The sequence below is a fragment of the Micromonospora sp. SD19 genome (assembly GCF_054462275.1).
The window spans coordinates 130,269-151,132 of sequence record NZ_JBTLMN010000007.1 but is presented as its reverse complement, the minus strand read 5'-3'; the positions used below and the strand labels follow the sequence as shown (position 1 = coordinate 151,132).

Here is a 20,864-nt window from a genome sequence, read left to right as displayed (position 1 = left end):
ACGGCACGACCCCGGGCGGGGATCACGGGTCGGCCCACAACCGGTGACCGTAGGGTCGGCACGGTGACGCACCCTGACCTGATGCCGATCCGCTGGCGGGACGCCATGAACCAGGCCCTCTACGGGCCGGGCGGCTTCTTCGTGGCCGGCGGCGGGCCGGCCGCCCACTTCCGGACCAGCGTGCACGCGTCCCCGGCGTTCACCACCGCCCTGCTGCGCCTGCTCACGCAGGTCGACGCCGCTCTGGGGCATCCGTCGCGGCTCGACGTGGTCGACGTGGGGGCTGGGCGAGGCGAGCTGCTGCGGGCTCTCGTCGGGCTCGCGGTGGGGGTTTCCGGGGAGCCCGCCCACTCCGGGCGGTCAGGCTTGATCCCTGCGTGGTCGGGCTCCCCGGAAACCCTGACTCCCACGGCCTCCGCCCGTCCGCTGGGCGGGGAGCCGCCGTCCGGCAATGTCCGTCCGTCGCTTGCGGAACGCATCCGCTTCACAGCAGTCGAGTACGCCGACCGCCCCGAGAACCTGCCCGAAGAGATCAGCTGGACCGCTGAGATTCCCGACGGGATCACCGGACTGTTGATCGCCACCGAATGGCTGGACAACGTCCCGTTGGACGTGGCAGTGCACACCGCCGATGGCTGGCGATACGTGCTCGTCGACCCCGACAGCGGCGCGGAGACGATCGGCGAGCCGGTCACCCCCGACGACGTCGACTGGCTCACCACCTGGTGGCCCAGCCTCACCAGCTCCCCGAGTGCGACCAGCGACCCGGATCCGGGGTTGACCTCGACTGACGCGACCAGCGGAAGCGAGTCGGGTTTCCGGGCAGCCCGGCCGGCGCAGGGATCAAGCCTGACCGCCCGGAGCTGGCCGGGCTGCCCGGAAACCCCCCACGGCAACCACCGCGCAGAGATCGGTAGACCGAGGGACGAAGCCTGGGCGAACGCGGTCCGGAAGATCAGCCGAGGGCTGGCGGTTGCCGTCGACTACGGGCACCTACGCGACGAGAGGCCGGTGGACGGGACGTTGACCGGGTACCGGGGTGGGCGGCAGGTGCCTCCGGTGCCGGACGGGACGAGTGATGTGACAGCCCACGTGGCCATGGACTCGGTCGCCTCCGCCGGTGCGGCGGTCGCCCGGTGCGCGTACTCAATGGTTCCGCAGCGGGAGGCGCTGCGGGCGCTCGGGGCCGACGGTGGGCGACCGCCGCTCAGCCTGGCCGGCACCGACCCGGCCGGCTACGTGCGGGCGCTGGCCGCCGCGTCGGCGGTGGCCGAGCTGACCGACCCGGCCGGGCTCGGCGGGCACCTGTGGTTGCGCCAGCCGGTCGGCATCCCGCTCGGGTCGGTCGTGGCACGATGACGGGCATGACCACCGACGCCGGGGACCTTCGTGAACTGACCGTCGGCACCGGGGCCGGCCTGGTCGCCGGCACCGGTGATCAGCAGCTCGGCACCGACATGGTGCTGAACATCGGCCCGCAGCACCCCTCCACGCACGGTGTGCTGCGGTTGAAGCTGGTGCTCGACGGCGAGCGGGTGGTCGCCTGCGAACCGATCGTCGGCTACATGCACCGGGGCGCGGAGAAGCTTTTCGAGGTGCGTGACTACCGGCAGATCATCGTGTTGGCCAACCGGCACGACTGGCTCTCGGCGTTCTCCAACGAGCTGGGTGTGGTGCTCGCTGTGGAACGCCTGATGGGCATGGAGGTGCCGGAGCGGGCCACCTGGCTGCGGATGGCCCTCGCGGAGCTGAACCGGGTGCTCAACCACCTGATGTTCCTCGGCTCGTACCCGTTGGAGATCGGCGCGATCACGCCGATCTTCTATGCCTTCCGGGAACGCGAAACCATCCAGGCGGTGATGGAGGAGGTCTCCGGCGGCCGGATCCACTACATGTTCAACCGGGTGGGTGGCCTCAAGGAGGAGGTGCCGTACGGGTGGACCGGGCGGGCCCGCGCGGCGATCGGTGAGGTACGCCGCCGGTTGCCCGACCTGGACCACCTGATCCGCCGCAACGACATCTTCCTGGCCCGCACCGTCGGCGTGGGTGTGCTGTCCGCCGCGGACGCCGCCGCGTTCGGTGCGTCCGGCCCGGTGGCCCGAGCCTCCGGGCTCGACCTGGACCTGCGCCGCGACGACCCCTACCTGGCCTACGACGAGCTGGACGTGCCGGTGGTCACCCGGACGGCCGGGGACTGCCACGCGCGGTTCGAGGTGCTGCTCGACCAGGTGTACGCGTCGCTGGATCTCGCCGAGCAGTGCCTGGACCGGGTGGATCGGCTGACCGGGCCGATCAACACCCGGCTGCCGAAGGTGCTCAAGGCGCCGGAGGGACACACGTACGCCTGGACAGAGAACCCGCTCGGCATCAACGGCTACTACCTGGTGTCGCGGGGCGAGAAGACGCCGTGGCGGTTGAAGTTGCGCACCGCCTCGTACGCGAACGTGCAGGCGTTGGCCACCCTGCTCCCCGGCTGCCTGGTCCCGGACCTGATCGCGATCCTCGGCTCGATGTTCTTCGTGGTCGGCGACATCGACAAGTGACCCGAGCCGGCTGACCGGTCAGCGCCAGCGGTCGGCGGGTGGCGCGCCCCCGGCGCGCGGCACGTCGTCCTGGGGCGGGTAGCCGTAACGCTCGTCGACCCGCCGCCGGCCGGTCCGTTCCGGCGCGGGTTCCGCCTGGTGGCCGCGTTGGCGCGGTGGACGCCACTCGTCGGGCACCGGCACACCGCCCGCCGGCAGCGCGGGCCGGCCCGGCTCGTCCCGCCAGCCACCGTCGCGGTCGCGGCGACGCGCCGGCTCGTAACCGCCGGCCTCCTCGTGGCGGCGCGGCTCCTCGTAACCGCTGGCGTCCTCGTAGCGGCGCGGCTCCTCGTAACCGCCGGCGTCCTCCTGGCGGCGCGGCTCCTCGTGGCGGACGGCGGCCCAGCGGTCGGCCATCCGGTACTCGGTGCCGGTGGCGTCGGCGTGCACCTCGGCCCGACGTTCGCCGACCCGCAGCTCGCGGCCGTTCTCGTCGTCGCGGACGGCGGCCCACCGGTCACCGGTCCGCAACTGCGACCAGTACTCGCCGGTGTCGTCAGCCCGCAGGGGCGGCCCGGGCTGCGGCGCGGCAGCCGCCCGGTCACGCTGCTCCGACCAGCCCCGATCGTCCGGGCTGTCCCAGGAGGCGGCCGCCGGCCGCTCCGGGGTGCGGTGCGACCGGGAAGGCGGGGTGGGCTCGTCGCGTGGGGCGTACCCGTCGCGCCGGTCGGTCCACTCTGGTTCGTCGCGGCGGCCCGTCCAGCCCGGCTCGTCGCCGTACCCGGCTCGGGGGCGCTCGTCCGGCTCGTGCCTCGCCCGGCCGGCCGGCCGGGGGCGCTCGTCCGCGTCGCCGCCCCGGGTCCACTCCTGCGCGGGCGGGGTCCACTGGCCGGCGTACCCGCCGCCGTAGCGCCCGGCGGGTTCGGCCGCGCCGCCGTCCACCACCGTGTGCCGAGTGGTGACGTGCACGGTCTCGGTGTGCCTGACCACGCCACCCGGCCGGTGGGCCGGTTCGGGGCGGTCGTGCTCCCGGGGTCGGGCTGAGCCGTACGCGGCGGCCGTTGGTCGTTCCCCGCCGTACGTCCCGGCGGTGGCCGGTGGCTCGGGGGCTGCCCGCGCGTACCCCGGCTCGTCGTCGTCCGGGTGCTCGGAGCGCCCCCACCGGGGCGCGTCGTCGGGGCTCGACACCCGGGCCCGGCCGGCCGACGCGTCACCCGGGACCCGGCTACGGGCCGCCGGCGTGTCGTCCACCGGCGGCTCGACGGCAGCCACCCGCGCCCGCCCGGCGCCCGCTGGTTCGACAGCGGGGGCGGCACCGGCGAGAGCGGCACCGCTGACGTCGAGTCGGCGACGCACCGCGGCGATCGCCTCCTGGGCCCGTTGCGCCTGGTCGAGCGCCTGGTTGCCGCGCTGCGCGGCGGCCACGATCTCGCTGCGCAGCTCCCGACGCAGCCCTTCGATCTCGTCCAGCAGCTCGTCGGTCCGCACCGAGTCGACCTCGCCCTCGGGCCGCAGCGCGATGGACAGACCGATCAACACCACCGCGAGGATGGCGAGCACGGCGGCGAAGCGCAGCGGGCCGTTGCCGTCGGCCACCAGCAGGATCAGCGCCGCCACCGGGGCGAGGGCGACGCCCGCCCAGAAGAGCATGGTCAGCAGCGGTGGTTGACGCCGGGCGTCGGGGGTGGCCGGGGCTGGCATGGATGTGCAGCCTACCCACGATGTCCGGCGGAGGGAACGGGTCCCCGGGACGCGCGGACGCCCCCGCCCGGTCGGGGGCGGGGGCGTCCACAGCGCGTGCGGGGAGGGCTCAGCTGGTGGCGAAGGCACCATCCGAGGAGAAGATCAGGCCCACGCTGATCGAACCGTCGCGCAGCCCGCTCTTGGTCAGCGGCCCGCCCTGGTCCAGCGAGGAGAACTTGCCGACCGACAGCCCGTACGTCTTCTCCAGGCCCGGCTTGCAGAACGGACGCTGCTCGCACTCCGGCGGCCCGCCCAGCACCGTCGCGCTGCCGGAGCACTTCGCCGCCAGCTCGGAGAGGGTCCGCACGCCGTACTTGTCGGCGAAGGCCTGGGTCACCGCGAAGGCGTTCTGGTCCTGCGCGGCGGCCGGGGTGCCGAAGGTGAGGCCGGCCTTGTCGCCCTCGGCCTTGAGCGCGGTCACCGTGGTGTTGATGTCCGGCGAGGAGATCGGCTGGGCGTTCTGGCCATTGGCCTTGGTGTTGAGGAACTCGGCCATGGTCGCCGCGTACTCCGGGACGACCTGGATCTCGCCCTTCTCCAGAGCCGGCGCGTAGAGCTCCCGGTTACCGATTTGCTGCACCTTGACCTGGTAACCGGCGGCGGTGAGCGCGATCCGGTACAGCTCGCCGAGGATCTGACTCTCGGCGAAGTTGCCGGCACCGACGGTGATGTCGCCGCCCGGGCCCTTGGCGATGCCAGCGGTGAGGTTGTTGGCGGACGCGAACTCCTCGGCCGCCACCTTGGGGGTCTTGCGGTCCTCGTTCACCGCCTTGTTGAGCTGGATCAACTTCGGGGTGTCGAGCGCGGCGGAGACCTTGTCCAGTGCCGCGATCAACTGCGGGTTGGCCGCCTTGCTGTTGACCGCCGGAATGACGTTGTCGGAGTTCTGGAGCTTCTTGTCGTCCTGCAGAGCGATGAGCTGCTGACCGGCGACCGGGGCGCACCCGGCGCCGGAGGCGCTCGACTGCGGTGCGTCGGTGCCGGACGAGCCGGCGTCACCGCAGCCGGTGAGGAGCGCTGCCCCGGCGACGGCGCTGACCGCCCCGATCGCCAGACGTGTACGTGCGCGCATGTGCCCGCCTTCCGTGTCCCGGCGCGGCCCGTCCCGGGCCGGCCGCGTGTCCGACGGGCGATCCTGACTGTCGGCCGCCCGCGAATATCCACCCAACATCCTCCGCAACCGACCGACAACTTGGGATGGACTTCGTCACCCCATCGTCACCGAACGAACCGGGCGGGGTGGTCAGTTCGACGCCGGCCCACCCCGACGGGTCACGCGCTGCCGGTGGCGTCGGCGGCCCGGGGGCGTCCCAGGCGCTGCCGCCCGCGTCGCAGTGGTTTGGGGGTGACCAGCCGTTCGACACCGCCCAGGACCACCTCGGCGAGCAGCGCGAGCCCGGCCACCAGCACACCGCCCGCGACGATCTGCCCGCCGCCGGCCGCGATACCGATCCCGAAGCCGGTCCGGATGATCTGGCCCAGGCCCCCGCCGTTGACGAAGGACGCCAGCGCGGCGGTCGCGATCACCTGAACCGCTGCGGTCCGGAAGCCGGCCGCCAGATAGGGCACGGCCAGCGGCAACTCCACCCGGCGCAGCAACTGCGCGCTGGACAGACCCATCCCCCGGGCCGCGTCCCGGGCCTCCGGGTCCGCCTGCCGCACCCCGGTGTACGCGTTGGCCAGCAACGGCGGCACGGCGAAGACGGCCAGCGCCACCACGACCGGCGTCTTCCCGAAGCCGCTGGCGAAGACCACCGGCAGGATGGTCAGCAACGCCAGGGTGGGGATGGCCAGGGTCGCGTTGGAGATCAGCACCACCAGGCCGCCACCTCGGCCGAGGTGCCCGAGCCAGAGCCCGAGCGGCCAGGCCACCAGGCACCCGAGCGCCACCGCCAGGGCGGAGATCGTCAGGTGCTCGCCGAGCCGGTCCAGCATGCCGCCCGGGTTGGTCCAGTTCAGCGGGTCGTTGATCCAGGTGATCGCCTGCCCGATCGGGTTCGCCGCCATGATCACCGCGCCCTCCGGGGGGACCAGGGGGTCACCAGCCGGGCGACCAGGATGAGCAGCAGGTCGAGCACTACCGCGAGCGCCACGCAGAGCAGCGCGGCGGTCATGATCTCGGCCTTGTAGAGGTTGTTCTGGAAGCCCGCGAAAATCAACTGCCCGAGCCCGCCGTGCCCGACCAGCACCCCGACCGTGACCAGCGCCACCGTCGAGACGGTCGCCAGCCGTACGCCGGTCACGATGCCCGGCAGCGCCAGCGGCAGATCGATCCGGAACAGGCGCCTCCACCTGCCGTAACCCATGCCCTCGGCGGCCTCGCGAACCTCCGGCGGCACCTGGTTGAGACCGGCCACCACGTTGCGCACGATCAGCAGCAGCGCGTAGAGGACCAGCCCGACCAGCACCGTTGTCGCACCGGTGCCCAGGTACGGGGCGATGAACGCGAAGAGCGCCAGGGACGGGATGGTGTAGACCACCCCGCTGACAGCGAGGATCGGGCCGGCGAGCGGACGGAACCAGTACGCCAGCACCGACAACGGCAGGGCGATCAGCACCGCGATCAACACCGCCCGCCCGGTGAGGGAGGCGTGTTCGCGCACCGCGGCGAGGATCGTGTCAGAGTTGTCCCGCACGTACTGCCAGGAGAACCAGGGGTTACCCGGGTCGGCCAGGTAGCTCAGGCGGAAGGACATACGTGGACGTTACCCCGGAGGCTGCCAGCGTGGCCCAGTCACCTCGCGCGGCGTCGATCTCCCTGCACGGCATCCAGAAGCGCTATCCGAACGGCACCGAAGCTGTCCGGGACCTCAGCCTGGACGTCCGGGCCGGCGAACTGGTGGTGCTGATCGGCCCGTCCGGCTGCGGCAAGTCGACAGTGCTGCGGATGATCAATCGCCTGATCGAACCGACCGCCGGCCGCATCACGCTCGGCGACGAGGACGTCACCGACGTCGACCCGGTGCGCCTACGCCGTCGGATCGGGTATGTGATCCAGAACGTCGGCCTCTTTCCACACCAGACGGTGCGGGCCAACGTGGCCACGGTGCCGGGCCTGCTCCGCTGGCCCAAGAGCCAGACCCGGGCCCGGGTGGACGAGCTGCTCGACCTGGTCGGGCTGGACCCGGCCGAGTTCGGTGGTCGCTACCCGCACGAGCTGTCCGGTGGCCAGCGTCAGCGCGTCGGGGTGGCCCGCGCACTCGCCGCCGACCCGGTGGTGCTGTTGATGGACGAGCCGTTCTCGGCCGTCGACCCGATCGTCCGGGCCCGCCTCCAGGAGGAGTTCCTGCGCCTTCAGGCCGAGGTGCGTAAGACGATCGTGCTGGTCACCCACGACCTCGACGAGGCGGTCCGACTCGGCGACCGGATCGCGGTGCTCTCCGCGGGCGGGCACCTGGAGCAGTACGACACCCCGGCCGCCCTGCTCGGCGCACCCGCCACCGAATTCGTACGCGAGTTCGTCGGCGCCGACCGGGGCATCCGCCGACTGGCGGTGACCCCACTGGACCGTGACGCGCTGGAGCCGGTGCCCGACGGCACCGCAGCGGACCTGCCCACCGTGACGGTGGACGGCTCCGCGTACGACGCGCTGGCGGTCCTGCTCACCTCGGGCCGGGACCGGCTCCTGGTGACCGACGCCGGCCGCCCGGTCGGCACGCTCAGCCGACAGCGCCTCCTCGACCTCGGCCGACAGACCACCTGACCGACCCGACCGAGGCTGACCCCGCCTCGGTCGGGTCGGTCAGGCGCGACCGCCCAGGCTGGCGACGCCGATGATCCACCCGGTGAGGAAGCCGTAACCGGCACCGGTGCTGGCGGCCTCCAAAGCACCCAGCAGCGACGACGTCGGGCCGAACAGCGTCGCCAGCAGGCCCGCGAGCCCGGCGGCCAGCACGTACGCGGCCCAACCGGAGAAGAACTGGCTGACCGGGCCCGGCACCCGGGCGACCTGGGCGGCGGGCAGCAGGTAGAGCAGGGCCACCGCCAGGACCACCAGCAGCACGGCCCGCACGTCGGCGGCGAACAACCCGCCGGCCTGCCCGTCCGCGTCCAACCGCCAGGCCGGCCAGGCGAGAAGGCGCGCGTAGAAGGCACCGCCCGACTCCGGGTCGGTCAGGGTGGCGGCCCAACCGGTGTACGCCGGACTGCCGCAGATGCCGACCAGCAACAACACGGCCAGCGCGCCGGTGCCGGCGGCCGTGCCGTAGCGGCTGACCGGGCCGGACCGGTGCAGGAACGACGCCATCCGCCCAGCCCCCGCACCGTTGGATCGGGCGGACCTGGGCTGCCCCGGGCGGCTCAGTGCTTCATCAGGTAGTCGATGAAGGCGGCCCGCAGCAGCGGCGCCGACTCCTCGTACCCGTGACCGGTGAGCTCCCGCCACAACGCGTTGGCCTCGTCGATCGTCGGGCCGATCGAGTTCGGGGCGCCGTCCAGCACGGTGGCCTCGTCCGCGTTCGGCAGGTGGCGGATTACCGACCAGTAGAACTTGACGTCGCGACGCTCCCGGGCCAGGGCGAACGCCCGCTCCCGCAGTTCCTCGGTGGGCAACGCGTCAAGCTCTTCAAACGAGGTTCCGCCGGGGGTGGCGGCAGGTGTGTCGGTCATGTCGCCGAGCCTAACTGTCGAGATCAGCTCCGGCTCGGCGGACGCGACGCGGCTCACCGACCGTCGGTGTCCCACTGCCGCGGGCCGTCCTCCCAGCGCGGATCCCGCCACGGGTCGGCGGGCGGGGGCGCGGCCTGGGTCGGCAGGGTGGGCGGCCAGTTGTCGACCGACTGCTGCTGCGGCATCGTCCAACCCGAGCTGATCGTGCCGTCGCTGACCGGCTCGGGCTGCTCGGGGCCGCCCGCCCGGGGCCGCCCGAGCGTCTCGACCAGCCGGGTCGCCAGGAGCCCGACGCCGAGCGCGGCCCCGCCGACCACCCAGTTGCTCAACGTCCAGTCGCGTTCCGACGCGTACACCTGGAAGACGGCGACCAGACCGACCGCCAGCAGCGTGCCGAACACCCCGCCCCGGCGGCCGTACGCGCTGGTGCCGGCGAGCAGGGCCACGCCGACTGCCAGCACGGTCCAGTCCAACCCCGAGGTCGGCGCCACCGGGCCGGGGTCGTTCGCGGCGAGCAGCACACCGGCGAGAGCGGCCAGCACCGTGGAGACGACCAGCGCGACAGCGGTCACCACGGCGGCCACCGCACCCCGGCGGCGGGCCGCATCGACGACCGGCCGGTACCGGCCGACGAGCCGGCGGATCGCCCGGATCGCGCCGAACAGCCCACCGAGGACGGCCACCGCGGCGAAGCCGGCGAAGAGGTACCCGGCGCTTCTGGTCGGTTCGTAGTCACCCTGCACCAGCACGGGCGCCGAACGGCGTTCGATGTACACCACCACGGCGGCGGCACCGGCCAGGCTGGCGGCCCAACCCGGCACGTGCAGCACCACCACGGCCAGCGCCAGCACCAGCCCGCCCACCGCCGCGACCGCCACCGCCGGGCCGATCGACGCCGGCAGGCCCCGGTCACCCTGCTCGGCGTAGTGCAGCGCAGCCGCCACCGCGACCGGGCCGATGGCCAGGTTGGGCGCGGCCGTCCGCAGACTCAGCCCAGCGGCCAGTGCGAGCAAACCCAACCCGACCGCGTCGATCAGCAGGGTGCGCAGGTTGCCGTCGCGCACCGCGGCCGGGTCCTCCTGCCAGAGCAGCCAGCTCACGGCCGCCAGACCGGCCAGCAGCACCAGCTCCCACCCCAGGTGTACGCCGATCCGGTCCCGGCCGGGTTCACCGTGGGTGGGGTCGTCGAAGACGTTCTCCAGTACCGCGGCCGGCACCCCCGACGAGGGCTCGGCCGACCGGTCCCGGCCCGCTTCTTCGTACCCCATGACGCCGCCTTCCCGGTGGCCGACCGCCCCCGGTCCGGCGCACGGACGGACCCTGGGCGGCCTCGCTCTCTGATCGCAGGCACCGTACCCGCGCCCGCAGCCGGGCGTAACCCCCTGCTCAGCGCTGGCCGGGGCGGCTCTCGCGTGGGTCCTGCTCGCGCTCGTCGTCCGGGCGTTCCGGCACCCGGCAGGAGCGCTCCAGCCAGAGCGCGGCGCCGACCAGGGCCAGTGCGGCGAGCAGGCCCCCACCGGCGGCCGGTCGATCGTCCAGGGCGGCCCGGGTGGTCTCCACGAAGAGCCAACCGGTGAGCCCCGCGTAGAAGCCCGCGAAGATCGCCGCGGCCAGTGCCGACGCCTTGGCCAGCACCACGAAGCGGGCGACCATCAGCGGGTTGACCGGGTCCCGGCCCGGCTTGCGCTCGATCCGACCCCGCGTGTTGATCGCCGCGTACGCCTCCAGCACGGCGAGCCCGGCCAGCGTCACCACCGGCAGCCAGGGCAACCGGGGAATGCCGCTGTAGTAGAGGGTGCTGATCAGCAGCCAGGCCACCGCCGCCGCGGCCAGCCCGGCCACGACCAGTGTCGAGATCCGGGTGGGGCCCATCCGGGACCCGTCCGGGCCCGACCCGCGGGGTGGGGGCTTCGCCTGCGTCATGCCGGCCGGTTCCGCTCGGTCATGCCGTCGACTCTAACGCCAACTCCGGCCGCGGACGCAGTTCCAACGCCTCGTCCGCCGCCGGGCCGGTGGTCAGCAGGTCGGTCAGCCAGCCGTGACCGGGCAGCTGACCGTACGGCTGGATGTCGATCCACGGGCGCAGCACGAAGGCGCGCAGGTGGGCCCGGGGGTGCGGCAGGGTCAGCTCCGCGTCGTCGCTGAGCACCGGCTCGCCGTCGTCGCCCCAGACCGCGATCACGTCCACGTCGAGGGTGCGCGGCCCGAACCGCCGCTGCGGGTCCCGGACCCGACCGGCCGCACGCTCCGCGTCGCGGGCCCGCTCCAGCCAGTCGCGCGGGGTCGCGCTGTCGTCCTGGGCCAGCACCACCGCGTTGAGGTACGCGGGCTGGTCGGTGTCGCCCCACGGTGGAGTCTCGTACACCCCGGAGAGCACGAGCACCGCGTCGCCGAGGGTGGCGACGGCCGTACGCAGGTGCTCCAGCCGGTCGCCCAGATTGCTGCCGAGCGAGAGGACCGCCCGGGTCACCGGGCACGCGCCCGGGTCATGGTGACGGCCACGTCGGTGAAGGTGTGCGGCACCGGGGCCTCCGGCTTGTGCACGGTGACCGTCGCGGAGTCGACCCGCTCGTCTGCCAGGCAGACCGTGAGGAGCCGGTCGGCGAGGGTCTCGATCAGGTTGACCGGTTCCCCGGTCACCACCGCGACCAGGCGTTCGGCCAGCTCGCCGTAGTGCACGGTGGCGGTGACGTCGTCGGTGGCTGCGGCCGGGCCGAGGTCCAGCTCCAGGACGGCGTCGACAACGAAGTCCTGCCCCTGTGCGCGTTCGAAGTCGTACACCCCGTGCCGGCCGTGCGCCCGCAGGCCGGTCAGCTGGATCCGGTCCGTCGTCATCGCCGTACCTCGTGTTCGTGATCGTGTTGCGCTCGCCAGTGGTCGCGGGATGCGGCGGCGAGACGGGGGCTGCCGGTGGCGGCCCAGACGGCGAGCGCGTCGGTGGTGGCCCGTACGTCGTGCACACGTACGCCCCAGGCGCCCGCGGCGACCGCCAGCACGCTGGTGGCCACGGTGGCAGCCTCCCGCTGGGCGGTCGGTCGGGGCGTGCCGTCCGCTGCGGCGAGCAGGCCGCCGAGATACGACTTCCGGCTGGCCCCGAAGAGCAGCGGGTAGCCGAGGTCCAGCAGCTCCGGCAGGCGGGCGCTGAGCTCCCAGTTGTGGGCGGCCGTCTTGGCGAAGCCGAGCCCGGGGTCGACGACGAGACGGTCGGCGGCCACCCCGGCGGCCAGCGCCGCGTCGATCCGTTGGGCCAACTCGGCCCGCACGTCGGCCACCACGTCGGTGTAGGTGGCCAGCTCGCGCATCGCGCGGGAGTGGCCACGCCAGTGCATCAGCACCCACGGGCAGCGCGCGTCGCGGACCACGCGGGCCATGTCCGGGTCGGCCAGGCCGCCGGAGACGTCGTTGACCACGGCCGCGCCGGCGGCCAACGCGGCCTCCGCCACCCGGGCGCGGCTGGTGTCGACGCTCACCGTCACACCGGCGGCGGTCAGCTCACGGATGACCGGCAACACCCGCTCCGCCTCGGTCGCGGCGTCGATCCGCTCAGCGCCCGGACGGGTCGACTCGCCGCCGATGTCGACCAGGTGCGCGCCGGCGTCGCGCAGACGGACGCCGTGTCCGACGGCAGCGTCCAGGTCGGCGTACCGTCCGCCGTCGGAGAAGGAGTCCGGCGTGACGTTGAGGACGCCCATCACCACCGGGCCCGAGGCCCGCACCAGATCGGTCACGACTAGACGGTACCGGTCGCGGCAGCGGCGCCCAGCGACCCGGGTCGACCCTGCGGCACTGCCCCTGACGTGCCGATTAGAACAGGTGTACGATCGGTCATCCGGGCAGCATCAGGCAGGCCCTTCGCGGCTTGTCGCAATCCGGGGCGGCCCGTACGCTTTGGAATTGGCCAGCATCGAGATGGCGAAGCTTGGAGGGAGGGCCGAAGCGGGGGAAATCCGCCCAAACCTCGCCACCCTCCGTGGTGAGTAACGAACACAGGGTCAAGAACGCCATGCCCTGTGGAGCACTTTTCCCGCAAGGCTTGCCTATTGCACCGCCGCGGCACCGCCGGCCGCGCTATGGGGAGGTTCCAGTGATCGCCTTCGAGCTCATGGAGACGGCGTCGTCCGGCGTCGCCCACGCGCTCTCCACCCTGGCGTCGGCTCCACTCGCGGAGCCGGCACCGAAGGGGATCGACACCAACAGTGTCGTCACCTTCTTCGCCAGCAAGATCGCGCCGATCCTGCTCGCCGTCCTGGGCGTCATCTTCATCGGCCGTGCCAGCCGAGGTGAGATCTCCAAGGTGCTGACCAGCTCCGCGATCGCCATCGTCGGGCTCGCCTTCATCGCCGGCGCGGCAACACTCTTCTTCGTCGGCGATTACCTGATCGACCTGATCTTCGAATAGGCGCGTTCACCAGATGCGGCTGCGCACCGACGACGACATCTACCGGGCCCGCCTGGTCTACCTCGGGCCGCCCGGTTACACCCTTCCGGTCCACCTGCCCTACGCCCAGTACGGGCTCTTCATCCTGCTGGTCCCCCTCTACATGTTCATCCACTGGCTGTTCACGTTGACGGTCGAGCTCTTCCCGGCCTGGGAGATCGCGCTCGCCATCGTGACCACGTCGTTCATCTTCCGGCACGTCGACCCCGACCGGCCGGCGCGGGTGGTCATCCGCACCGCGCTGACCGACTGGCGACGCACCCGGGAGCCGGCGGTCGAGCAGCGCGATCCGCGCCTGGTCGGCAGCCGGATCAGGATTCGGGAGGAGCTGGCATGACCGGAAGCATGGCGAACGGTCCGTCACCGGACGCGGGCACGGGTCTGCCGACAGTCGCTGAGGCGGTGGCATGAGCCGCTCCTCCACGCCGGGTTCCCCGGCCGGCCGCCCAGGCGCGCCGGCCGGTCACCGTGCGCACTCATTCGACTACACCGAAGACGAGGACGAGGTCGCCCTCGACCCCGCGCTGGTGACGTCGCCCGGTCACGGTGCCGTCGGCGTGTTCCAGGCCCCCCGGCCGGTCCCCCGCCGGACCCCACCGGCCGAACCCAGCACCGTGTCGGCCGGTGAGAACGCCGACATCGACTCCCCCTTCCTGGACCTCTTCGGCGGCGGGGCCCGGCCCGGCGCGACCCGAGCCGTCACGGCCGGCCCGAGCACCCGCGAGCAACCGGCGATCCCGCACCAGCCGCCACCCACCGCCAGCTCGGCACCAGCCCGTGCGGTTCCCGAAGTGGAGCCGCCGTGGACGCCCGCCGACCAGCCCGGCAGCGGTGTCCGACCCGTCGAGGCACGCCACGGAGGCGGCCAACCGACCGAGTCCCGGGTGCCGCATCAGGCCGGCGATCGACGGCCGATGCGGCGTCCGCCGGACGAGCCCGCCCCGGCCACCGGCCCTGGGCCATCGGCGGCGACCACCGACCCCGCCGGCCGGCCAGCCGGCGCCCCGCCGAGCCGACCCCCGGCACAGGCGGCCCGGCCCACCGCACCGGCCCCGCAGCCGGCCAGCATCGCCGGCACTGACCGCCCAGCCCTGGAACGCACGGCGCGGCGGGCGGCCGACCCGGGTCGCCCCAGGAGCACCGGCACCGCGTCCACCGGCAAGGAGGTCGCCGCACCCCGCCAACGTGCGGCGAGCCGAGCGGACCGACCGATCAAGCCGACCCGGGTACGGGCTCCAAAGATCAAGTTCGGAGACCGGGACCCGTCGGTCGAGTTGGCCATCACCGAGATCGCCGGCCACCTGACCTTCACGCCGAACACCGTCACGGCCTGGTACTGGTTGCCCGAGGTCCGCTGGGCGTTCCGGCCGGACGCCGAACGTGAGGCGCTCCTGTCGGCGATCTCCGAGCAGTACGCCGGCCTGGCCGGCTTCCGACTGCACCTGCGCCGCACCACCCGGCCGTTCCCCGCCGACGAGTGGGCCCGCACGATCGACACGCACACCTCGGCACCGCTGCCCGACGTCCCCGGCACCACCGGCTGGGCCGATCACCTGGTCGCCGCCCAACGCCACCTGATGGCGGTCAACCACGCCGAGGGGCAGACCTACCTGGGGGTCACCTTCGCCCGCCGCTCACTCGGCGACTCGCTCACCGAGCGGCTGCTGCGCACCTTCGGTCGGGGCACCGCCGACGGCGAACGCCGCAAGCTGGGCCGCACCGTCGAGCAGTTCGACGAGGTGCTCGGCGCGTTCGGCATGCGCGGCCGGCGGGTCACCGCCCAGGAGCTGGAATGGCTGCTCTACCGCTCGGTGGCGCTGTGCATGTCGCCGCCGAGCACCCTCTCCCCCGTCACCGACGGGCGCTGGGAGCGCGGTGACCTGCTCGCCATGACCGAGCAGGTGGAGCGCTACCGCACCCCGTACGGCTCGACGGTGAAACTGGTCAACCGGATGACCGGTGAGGAGCGGCACGTGGCCGTGCTCGCCGTCGGCCGGATGGAGCCGCTGGAGATCCCCGAACGGCACGAGCCCTGGCTGCACTTCCACGAGCGGTTGCCGTGGCCGATGGAGATCTCCACCCGCGTCGACATCCTCGGCTCCGGTGACTCCTTCCGCAATCTCGAACACCGGCTGCGGATGATCCGCTCGCAACAGCTCGACTACGCCGAACACGGCATCGACGCGCCCCCCGAGCTGGAGCGACTGGCCAAGCGCGCCCTGGTGATCGGCGACGAGATGACCACCGGCCTGCCGGTCGACTCGGCCCGAGCGCACGGCTGGCACCGGATCGCGGTCGGCGGCCGGACCAGGGAGGAATGCCTGGAGCGGGCCCGCCGGCTCATCCAGCTCTACTCCCGGGAGCTGCGCATCTCATTGCAGCACCCGAAGAACCAGGACTGGCTGGCCCGCGAATTCATCCCCGGCGAGCCGATCGCCAACACCGGTTACGTCCGGCGCATGCCGGTGCCGTTGCTCGCCGCCGCGCTCCCCCAGGCAGCATCGAACGTGGGCGACCGGCGGGGCGACCTCATCGGCCGGACCGCCGGCACCTGCCGCCGCCCGGTCTTCCTCGACCTGCACTTCCCCATGGAGGTCCGGGAACGCTCCGGGCTCGCGGTCTTCGTCGCCGAACCGGGCGGTGGCAAGTCGACACTGCTCGGCGCCCTGGGCTACCTGGCCGCCCGCCGAGGTGTCCAGGTGACCCTGCTCGACCCGTCCGGCCCGCTGGCCCGCCTCTGCGCGATGCCCGAACTGCGGCCGTACTCCCGGGTGTTGAACCTGACCGGTTCGGAGCACGGCACCCTGGCGCCCTACTCACTCATCCCGACGCCGCTGCGCTCCGAGTTCGGCCCCGGAGCCTCCGGCGACCGGGAGTTCGAAATCGCCGTCTCCAACGCCCGGGCCGAGCGGCGGATGCTGGTCCAGGACATCTGCATGATGCTCGTCCCACCGCAGGTGGCCAGGGAGGCGTCGACAGCCACCCTGTTCCGGCACGCCGTCCGGCAGGTCCCCGCCGAGGAAACCTCCACCCTGGACGACGTGGTGAGCTGCCTCGGGCGGCTCGACGACGACGCCGGGAAGGAACTGGCGAACCTCCTGCTGGACACCGCCGAGATGCCGTTGGCCATGCTCTTCTTCGGCCGACCGCCGGAAGGGCTGCTCGGCGCCGACGCGGCACTCACCGTCATCACCATGGCCGGGCTGCGGTTGCCCGACCTCAAGATCGAACGTGAGTACTGGTCAGCCGAGGAAGCCCTCGCCCTGCCGATGCTGCACACCGCGCACCGGCTCGCCGTCCGGCGTTGCTACGGCGGCTCGATGTCGTCCCGCAAGCTCGTCGGCCTGGACGAGGCGCACTTCATGGAGGGCTGGCGCTCCGGGCGCTCCTTCCTGGTCCGGCTCGCCCGCGACTCCCGCAAGTGGAACCTGGCCGCGCTGGTCGCCTCCCAGAACCCCCGCGACATCCTCGGCCTCGACGTGCAGAACCTCGTCTCCACCGTCTTCGTCGGCCGCATCGCCGAGGACGCCGAAATCGCCTCCGAGGCCCTGCGGCTGCTGCGGGTGCCGGTCAACGACGGGTACGAGGCCACCCTCGCCTCACTCTCCGCCGCCGACACCAGCTCGTCCAGCCGACTCGGCTTCCGTGAGTTCGTGATGCGCGACGTCGACGGCCGGGTGCAGAAGGTCCGAGTCGATGTCTCGTACGTCGAAGGCCTGCTGGACCACCTCGACACGACGCCCGCCGCGATCGCCGCAGCGGCCGGAGTGCTGCCGAGCATCCCCCTGCCGGATCTGGAGGCGTGACATGGCTAGGGCCTGGGTCAAGGTCCTCGGTCGAGCCGAGGCGGAGGGCCGTGACCGAGGCCCGGGAGCCTGGGGAAGGCTCACGTCGTTCCTGCTCGCCCTCGGCGTACTGGCCGGGGCCAGCCTCACCTGGCCGCTGATCGGCGCGGAGGCCGCCGCCGCCGCACCACCAGCCGCCCAGGCCCGCGCCGACCTCTGCACGACCGCTGAATGGCAGGCCGACTTCCGCACCTGCGTGGGCAAGCTGAAGCAGGTCAGCCAGGCTGAGATCGATTGCCGAAAGCCACCTGTACCGTCCGCCCCGGATTCTGGCCTTGCCGGCTGGTTCGCTTCCCGCCCAGACTCGTCAAAGCTGCCCGGGCCGAAGGGCATCTACAGCGACTACGGGTACGGCGGTTACAGCTTCAACACCTATGACGTGGATGGTGGTTGCGCCTCCACCATTCTCCATCCGGACTACAAGTTCACCACCACGGTCGCCAACGGTGAGCTCATGATCGCCACTGCGGTCGTGGGCGCCTCGAACGCCCTGCGGGAACGGGCCTGGGATCCACGCGCGATGTGGGACTGGGCCGACCCACTGGTGGAGAAGGCCACCAAAGCCGTCTACCAGAAGGTGTTCAGCGTCTTCGGGATCGTCACGCTCTGCGTGGTGGGCCTCTACCTGCTCTGGCGCTCCCGGCAATCGGACATGAGTAACGCGATGACCACCGCAGGCTGGGCATTGCTGGTGATGGTGGCGGTCACGGCCCTGGCCGCCTGGCCGGTCAAGTCGGCGAACATCGCGGACGGCACTCTGATCACCTCGCTCGGCGTCGTGCACGACGCCATAGGCCCGGCTTCAAGGGATACCCCGCCGGATCAATGCGACGATCCGGATCCCAAGGCCTGCAAGGACAACCGACCGCCGGCTGTCCGGGCCAGCGACACTGCCACCGAATCCATGCTCTACCGCAACTGGCTGCGTGGAGTACTCGGCTCGGCGGACAGCGAGACCGCTCGTAAGTACGGGCCGGCACTCTACGACGCGAAGGCCCTCTCCTGGGAGGAGTCGGAAAAGCTCCGTGCCAACCCGGCCACCCGTGATGCCACGATCAAGGCCAAGCAACAGCAGTGGATGACGGTTGCCGAGCAGATCAAGACTGAAGACCCGGAGGCGTACGAGTTCCTGACGGGGACCCGAGATATGGACCGGATTGGGTCCGGATTCATCGCGGTACTCGCGGCAGTGCTCTTCGCGATGTTCGACCTCACCGCGTCGGTGCTCGTGCTGCTCGGCTTCCTGATCTTCCGCTGGGCGGTGATCGCTGCCCCGATTCTCGGCACCATCGGTCTACTCCGACCGGCCAGCGCCGGGCTTCGCCGGCTGGCCAATGCGGTCGTTGCCGCAGTGTTCAACATTGCCATTTTCGGCACTGGCGCCGCTATCTACCTGTTCGCGGTTGATTTGATCATGAGCACTCCCACCCTGCCGGGTTGGCTTCAGGTGGTGCTGGTGTGGCTCTGTGGGGTGGTCGGATGGCTGCTGCTGCGGCCGTACCGACGGATCACCCAACTCGGCGGCAAGGACAGCAGCGAAGCGGTGAGTTCGGCCGGCTCCTGGCACCGCCGGTTCTTCCGTGACATGCGGACCGCAGCGCGGCTGGACGTGGCGGAGCCGGGCGGCACCGCCGAACCGGTGGGCGGACGTCGACGGTCACCCGACGCGGAGCAGACCCGGCTACGACCGGAGGCGCGGCGGGAGGACCCGGCCCCGGTCCCGACCGCCGCCGCCGAGGGCCGGCGCAGCGACACGGTGCGTCCGGACGGTCGAGAGCGGCCCGACGATGCGCCGGCCGAGGAGGGTCGCGGTCGGAGCCGCCCGGTGGCACCGCAGCCCCGACGCCGAAAGCCGGCGACCTGGACCGAACCCGATGTGCCGGCTGAGAACCCGTCGTTCGTGGTCTACCGCCCGGGCTCCTCCGAACGAGCGCCGGATCGCACCGGACCTCGGGTGCGCTCAGAGGCGAGGTGACAGCCATGCGGCGGGCGTTGGAGTTCCTCTTCACCCGGGCGCTGCGGTCCCGGCTGGGCATTGCCCTGTTGATCGGGGTGGTGGTTGTCGGTGTGCTCGGGGCAGCCCGGCTGGTCGGCAACCCGGTCGATTCGACGGATGGGTTGAGCAACCGTCCTGATGGACCGATCATCACCGTGGACCCAACAGCCGGGGACGACGGCCTGCTCAACAGCGCGGCTCCGCCGTCACCCGTGACGTCGCCGGGTGCCCGCACCCCCGAACAGACCGCTGACCGCTTCGCCGCAGCCTGGCTGGGTCGCCCCGGGATGACCACCGAAGACTGGCAGGCTGGCCTGCGGCCGCTCTCCACACCGGCGCTGAGGGAGAAGTTGACCGGCGCCGAGCCCGAGAGCGTGCCCGCCGAGAAGGTCACCGGTCCGCCGACCATGCGGGAGCGAACCGAGACGTTCGTCGAACTGCTGCTCCCCCTCGATACCGGCCGGCTCCGGCTGGAGCTGGTCACCTCCGACGATGGTTGGCTGGTCGACGTTCTGGACTGGGAGCGGCCGTGAGCGACGTTGATAGCCCCACTCGCCGCCGGCCCCGGCTCGGCCTGATCGCCGCGGTGCTCACCGGGATGCTGCTTCTGCTCTGCTGCACGGGCGGCACCGCGGCGTTCTTCCTCACCGGGCTCGGCGGCGACGACGCCGAGAACGGGGACGCCCTCGCGGGAATGGAATGCGGACCGATCCGAGCGGTGAACGTCGCGGGCAAGCTGCCGCGGTTCGCCGAGTACGGCGACAGCCAGGTCCGCAATGCCGCGATCATCATCAAGGTTGGTCAGGACATGGGCGTGCCGTCGCGCGGCTGGGTGATCGCCCTCGCCACCGCGATGCAGGAATCCGCCCTTCGCAACCTGGCGAACAGCGGCGTACCCGAGTCCCTGGCCCTGCCCCACGAGGGCGTTGGCGCGGACCACGACTCGCTGGGCCTGTTCCAGCAGCGTCCGGGGTGGGGCTCCGTCGCCGAGCGGTTGAACCCGGCGTACGCGGCCCGCAAGTTCTACGAGAAGCTCGTCAAGGTTCAGGGCTGGCAGGGCCGACCGCTGACAGTTGTCGCGCAGCGGGTGCAGGTCAGCGCGTACCCGGACGCGTACGCCAAACACGAGGAGGTGGCCAGCCGGATCGTGGACGCGCTGGCCGGCGGTGCGGCCCGCACCGTCGAGATCAACGGCAAGGCGGTGTGCAACGCGGCGGAACGCGGCCAGATCGCCGCCTCCGGCTGGACCGCGCCGATACCCGGCCGAGTGGGCTCCGGTTTCCGCACCGCCAGCCGGCCCAGCCACAACGGCGTCGACATTGGCGCGGCCAAAGGCACCGAGATCCGCGCGGCAGCGACCGGTCGGGTGCTGGTCTCGACCTGCGACGAGGACCACCGCGGCCGCCAGGACTGCAACGTGGACGGATTTCCCGGCAAGGGGGGTTGCGGCTGGTTCGTCGACCTGCTGCACGCCGGTGGCTACATCACCCGGTACTGCCACATGGTGGTCCAGCCCTTCGTCAAAAAGGACCAGATCGTCACGGCCGGTCAGGTGATCGGCAAGGTCGGCAGCAGTGGCAACTCCTCCGGCCCGCACCTGCATTTCGAGGTACACCTGCGCAACAACCGCAGCGCCTCCGGCGCGGTGAACCCGGTCCCGTTCATGCGCGAGCGGGGCGCCCCGCTGCGCGCCGCTGAGTGAGGTCACCGCG

General features: G+C 72.3%; 20 protein-coding genes. 9 read left to right on the top strand and 11 right to left on the bottom strand.

Annotated elements, in window-relative coordinates; genetic code table 11:
- The first annotated feature begins 81 nt into the window (after window positions 1-81).
- Both ACX27O_RS22695 and ACX27O_RS22690 read left to right on the top strand, forming a co-directional pair.
- Entirely contained in the window at window positions 82-1,359 is a 1,278-nt protein-coding gene (locus ACX27O_RS22695; protein ID WP_458940075.1) for an SAM-dependent methyltransferase, read from the top strand.
- The gene (locus tag ACX27O_RS22690) at window positions 1,356-2,543 is read left to right on the top strand and encodes an NADH-quinone oxidoreductase subunit D (RefSeq protein ID WP_209444462.1); all 1,188 of its coding nucleotides are present in this window, start codon (window positions 1,356-1,358) and stop codon (window positions 2,541-2,543) included. Before ACX27O_RS22695 ends, ACX27O_RS22690 begins: the two co-directional genes overlap by 4 nt.
- 18 nt (window positions 2,544-2,561) lie before the next feature.
- Here the strand turns inward: ACX27O_RS22690 and ACX27O_RS22685 are convergent, their stop codons facing one another.
- The 4 genes from ACX27O_RS22685 to ACX27O_RS22670 form a co-directional block, all read right to left on the bottom strand.
- Window positions 2,562-4,223, bottom strand: a complete 1,662-nt coding sequence (locus tag ACX27O_RS22685) for a hypothetical protein (protein WP_210864868.1) — start codon at window positions 4,221-4,223, stop codon at window positions 2,562-2,564.
- A 109-nt stretch (window positions 4,224-4,332) separates the two neighbouring features.
- Entirely contained in the window at window positions 4,333-5,337 is a 1,005-nt protein-coding gene (locus ACX27O_RS22680; protein WP_357596764.1) for a glycine betaine ABC transporter substrate-binding protein, read from the bottom strand.
- Window positions 5,338-5,537: 200 nt separating this feature from the next.
- On the bottom strand, window positions 5,538-6,272 hold the full coding sequence (locus tag ACX27O_RS22675; RefSeq protein WP_210858995.1) for an ABC transporter permease: 735 nt from the start codon (window positions 6,270-6,272) through the stop codon (window positions 5,538-5,540).
- A 2-nt stretch (window positions 6,273-6,274) separates the two neighbouring features.
- Complete coding sequence (locus tag ACX27O_RS22670; protein ID WP_210858987.1) at window positions 6,275-6,961, bottom strand: ABC transporter permease; 687 nt, start codon at window positions 6,959-6,961, stop codon at window positions 6,275-6,277.
- 2 nt (window positions 6,962-6,963) lie between these two features.
- Here ACX27O_RS22670 and ACX27O_RS22665 point away from each other — a divergent pair, with 2 nt between their 5' ends.
- Window positions 6,964-7,968, top strand: coding sequence for an ABC transporter ATP-binding protein (locus ACX27O_RS22665; protein ID WP_210858990.1), 1,005 nt, complete (start codon window positions 6,964-6,966; stop codon window positions 7,966-7,968).
- Between the two features lie 39 nt (window positions 7,969-8,007).
- Here ACX27O_RS22665 and ACX27O_RS22660 read toward each other — a convergent pair whose 3' ends face one another.
- From ACX27O_RS22660 to folP, 7 genes are all read right to left on the bottom strand, one after another.
- Window positions 8,008-8,511, bottom strand: coding sequence for a hypothetical protein (locus tag ACX27O_RS22660; RefSeq protein WP_210858991.1), 504 nt, complete (start codon window positions 8,509-8,511; stop codon window positions 8,008-8,010).
- A 53-nt stretch (window positions 8,512-8,564) separates the two neighbouring features.
- Entirely contained in the window at window positions 8,565-8,873 is a 309-nt protein-coding gene (locus ACX27O_RS22655; protein ID WP_030327972.1) for a hypothetical protein, read from the bottom strand.
- 53 nt (window positions 8,874-8,926) lie between these two features.
- On the bottom strand, window positions 8,927-10,141 hold the full coding sequence (locus ACX27O_RS22650; protein ID WP_030327973.1) for an ABC transporter permease: 1,215 nt from the start codon (window positions 10,139-10,141) through the stop codon (window positions 8,927-8,929).
- Between the two features lie 118 nt (window positions 10,142-10,259).
- The gene (locus ACX27O_RS22645) at window positions 10,260-10,796 is read right to left on the bottom strand and encodes a DUF3180 domain-containing protein (RefSeq protein ID WP_030327975.1); all 537 of its coding nucleotides are present in this window, start codon (window positions 10,794-10,796) and stop codon (window positions 10,260-10,262) included.
- 19 nt (window positions 10,797-10,815) lie between these two features.
- Complete coding sequence (folK, locus tag ACX27O_RS22640; RefSeq protein WP_030327977.1) at window positions 10,816-11,343, bottom strand: 2-amino-4-hydroxy-6-hydroxymethyldihydropteridine diphosphokinase; 528 nt, start codon at window positions 11,341-11,343, stop codon at window positions 10,816-10,818.
- Complete coding sequence (gene folB, locus ACX27O_RS22635) at window positions 11,340-11,708, bottom strand: dihydroneopterin aldolase (RefSeq protein ID WP_210864870.1); 369 nt, start codon at window positions 11,706-11,708, stop codon at window positions 11,340-11,342. The genes folK and folB overlap by 4 nt, the downstream gene beginning before the upstream one ends.
- The gene (gene folP / locus ACX27O_RS22630) at window positions 11,705-12,601 is read right to left on the bottom strand and encodes a dihydropteroate synthase (RefSeq protein WP_030327980.1); all 897 of its coding nucleotides are present in this window, start codon (window positions 12,599-12,601) and stop codon (window positions 11,705-11,707) included. The genes folB and folP overlap by 4 nt, the downstream gene beginning before the upstream one ends.
- A 356-nt stretch (window positions 12,602-12,957) precedes the next feature.
- Between folP and ACX27O_RS22625 the strand changes: the two genes are divergently transcribed.
- The 6 genes from ACX27O_RS22625 (at window position 12,958) to ACX27O_RS22600 (ending at window position 20,854) form a co-directional block, all read left to right on the top strand.
- Entirely contained in the window at window positions 12,958-13,272 is a 315-nt protein-coding gene (locus ACX27O_RS22625) for a hypothetical protein (protein ID WP_030327982.1), read from the top strand.
- Between the two features lie 13 nt (window positions 13,273-13,285).
- Complete coding sequence (locus ACX27O_RS22620; protein WP_030327985.1) at window positions 13,286-13,648, top strand: hypothetical protein; 363 nt, start codon at window positions 13,286-13,288, stop codon at window positions 13,646-13,648.
- Window positions 13,649-13,718: 70 nt separating this feature from the next.
- Window positions 13,719-17,117, top strand: a complete 3,399-nt coding sequence (locus ACX27O_RS22615) for an ATP-binding protein (protein ID WP_358127923.1) — start codon at window positions 13,719-13,721, stop codon at window positions 17,115-17,117.
- A 1-nt stretch (window position 17,118) separates the two neighbouring features.
- A complete protein-coding gene (locus ACX27O_RS22610) occupies window positions 17,119-19,131 on the top strand; it encodes an MFS transporter (protein WP_358127925.1) in 2,013 nt (670 codons plus the stop codon).
- Window positions 19,128-19,685, top strand: coding sequence for a hypothetical protein (locus ACX27O_RS22605; RefSeq protein WP_036410627.1), 558 nt, complete (start codon window positions 19,128-19,130; stop codon window positions 19,683-19,685). Before ACX27O_RS22610 ends, ACX27O_RS22605 begins: the two co-directional genes overlap by 4 nt.
- The gene (locus ACX27O_RS22600; RefSeq protein WP_030327993.1) at window positions 19,682-20,854 is read left to right on the top strand and encodes a M23 family metallopeptidase; all 1,173 of its coding nucleotides are present in this window, start codon (window positions 19,682-19,684) and stop codon (window positions 20,852-20,854) included. The genes ACX27O_RS22605 and ACX27O_RS22600 overlap by 4 nt, the downstream gene beginning before the upstream one ends.
- The last annotated feature ends 10 nt before the right edge of the window (window positions 20,855-20,864 follow it).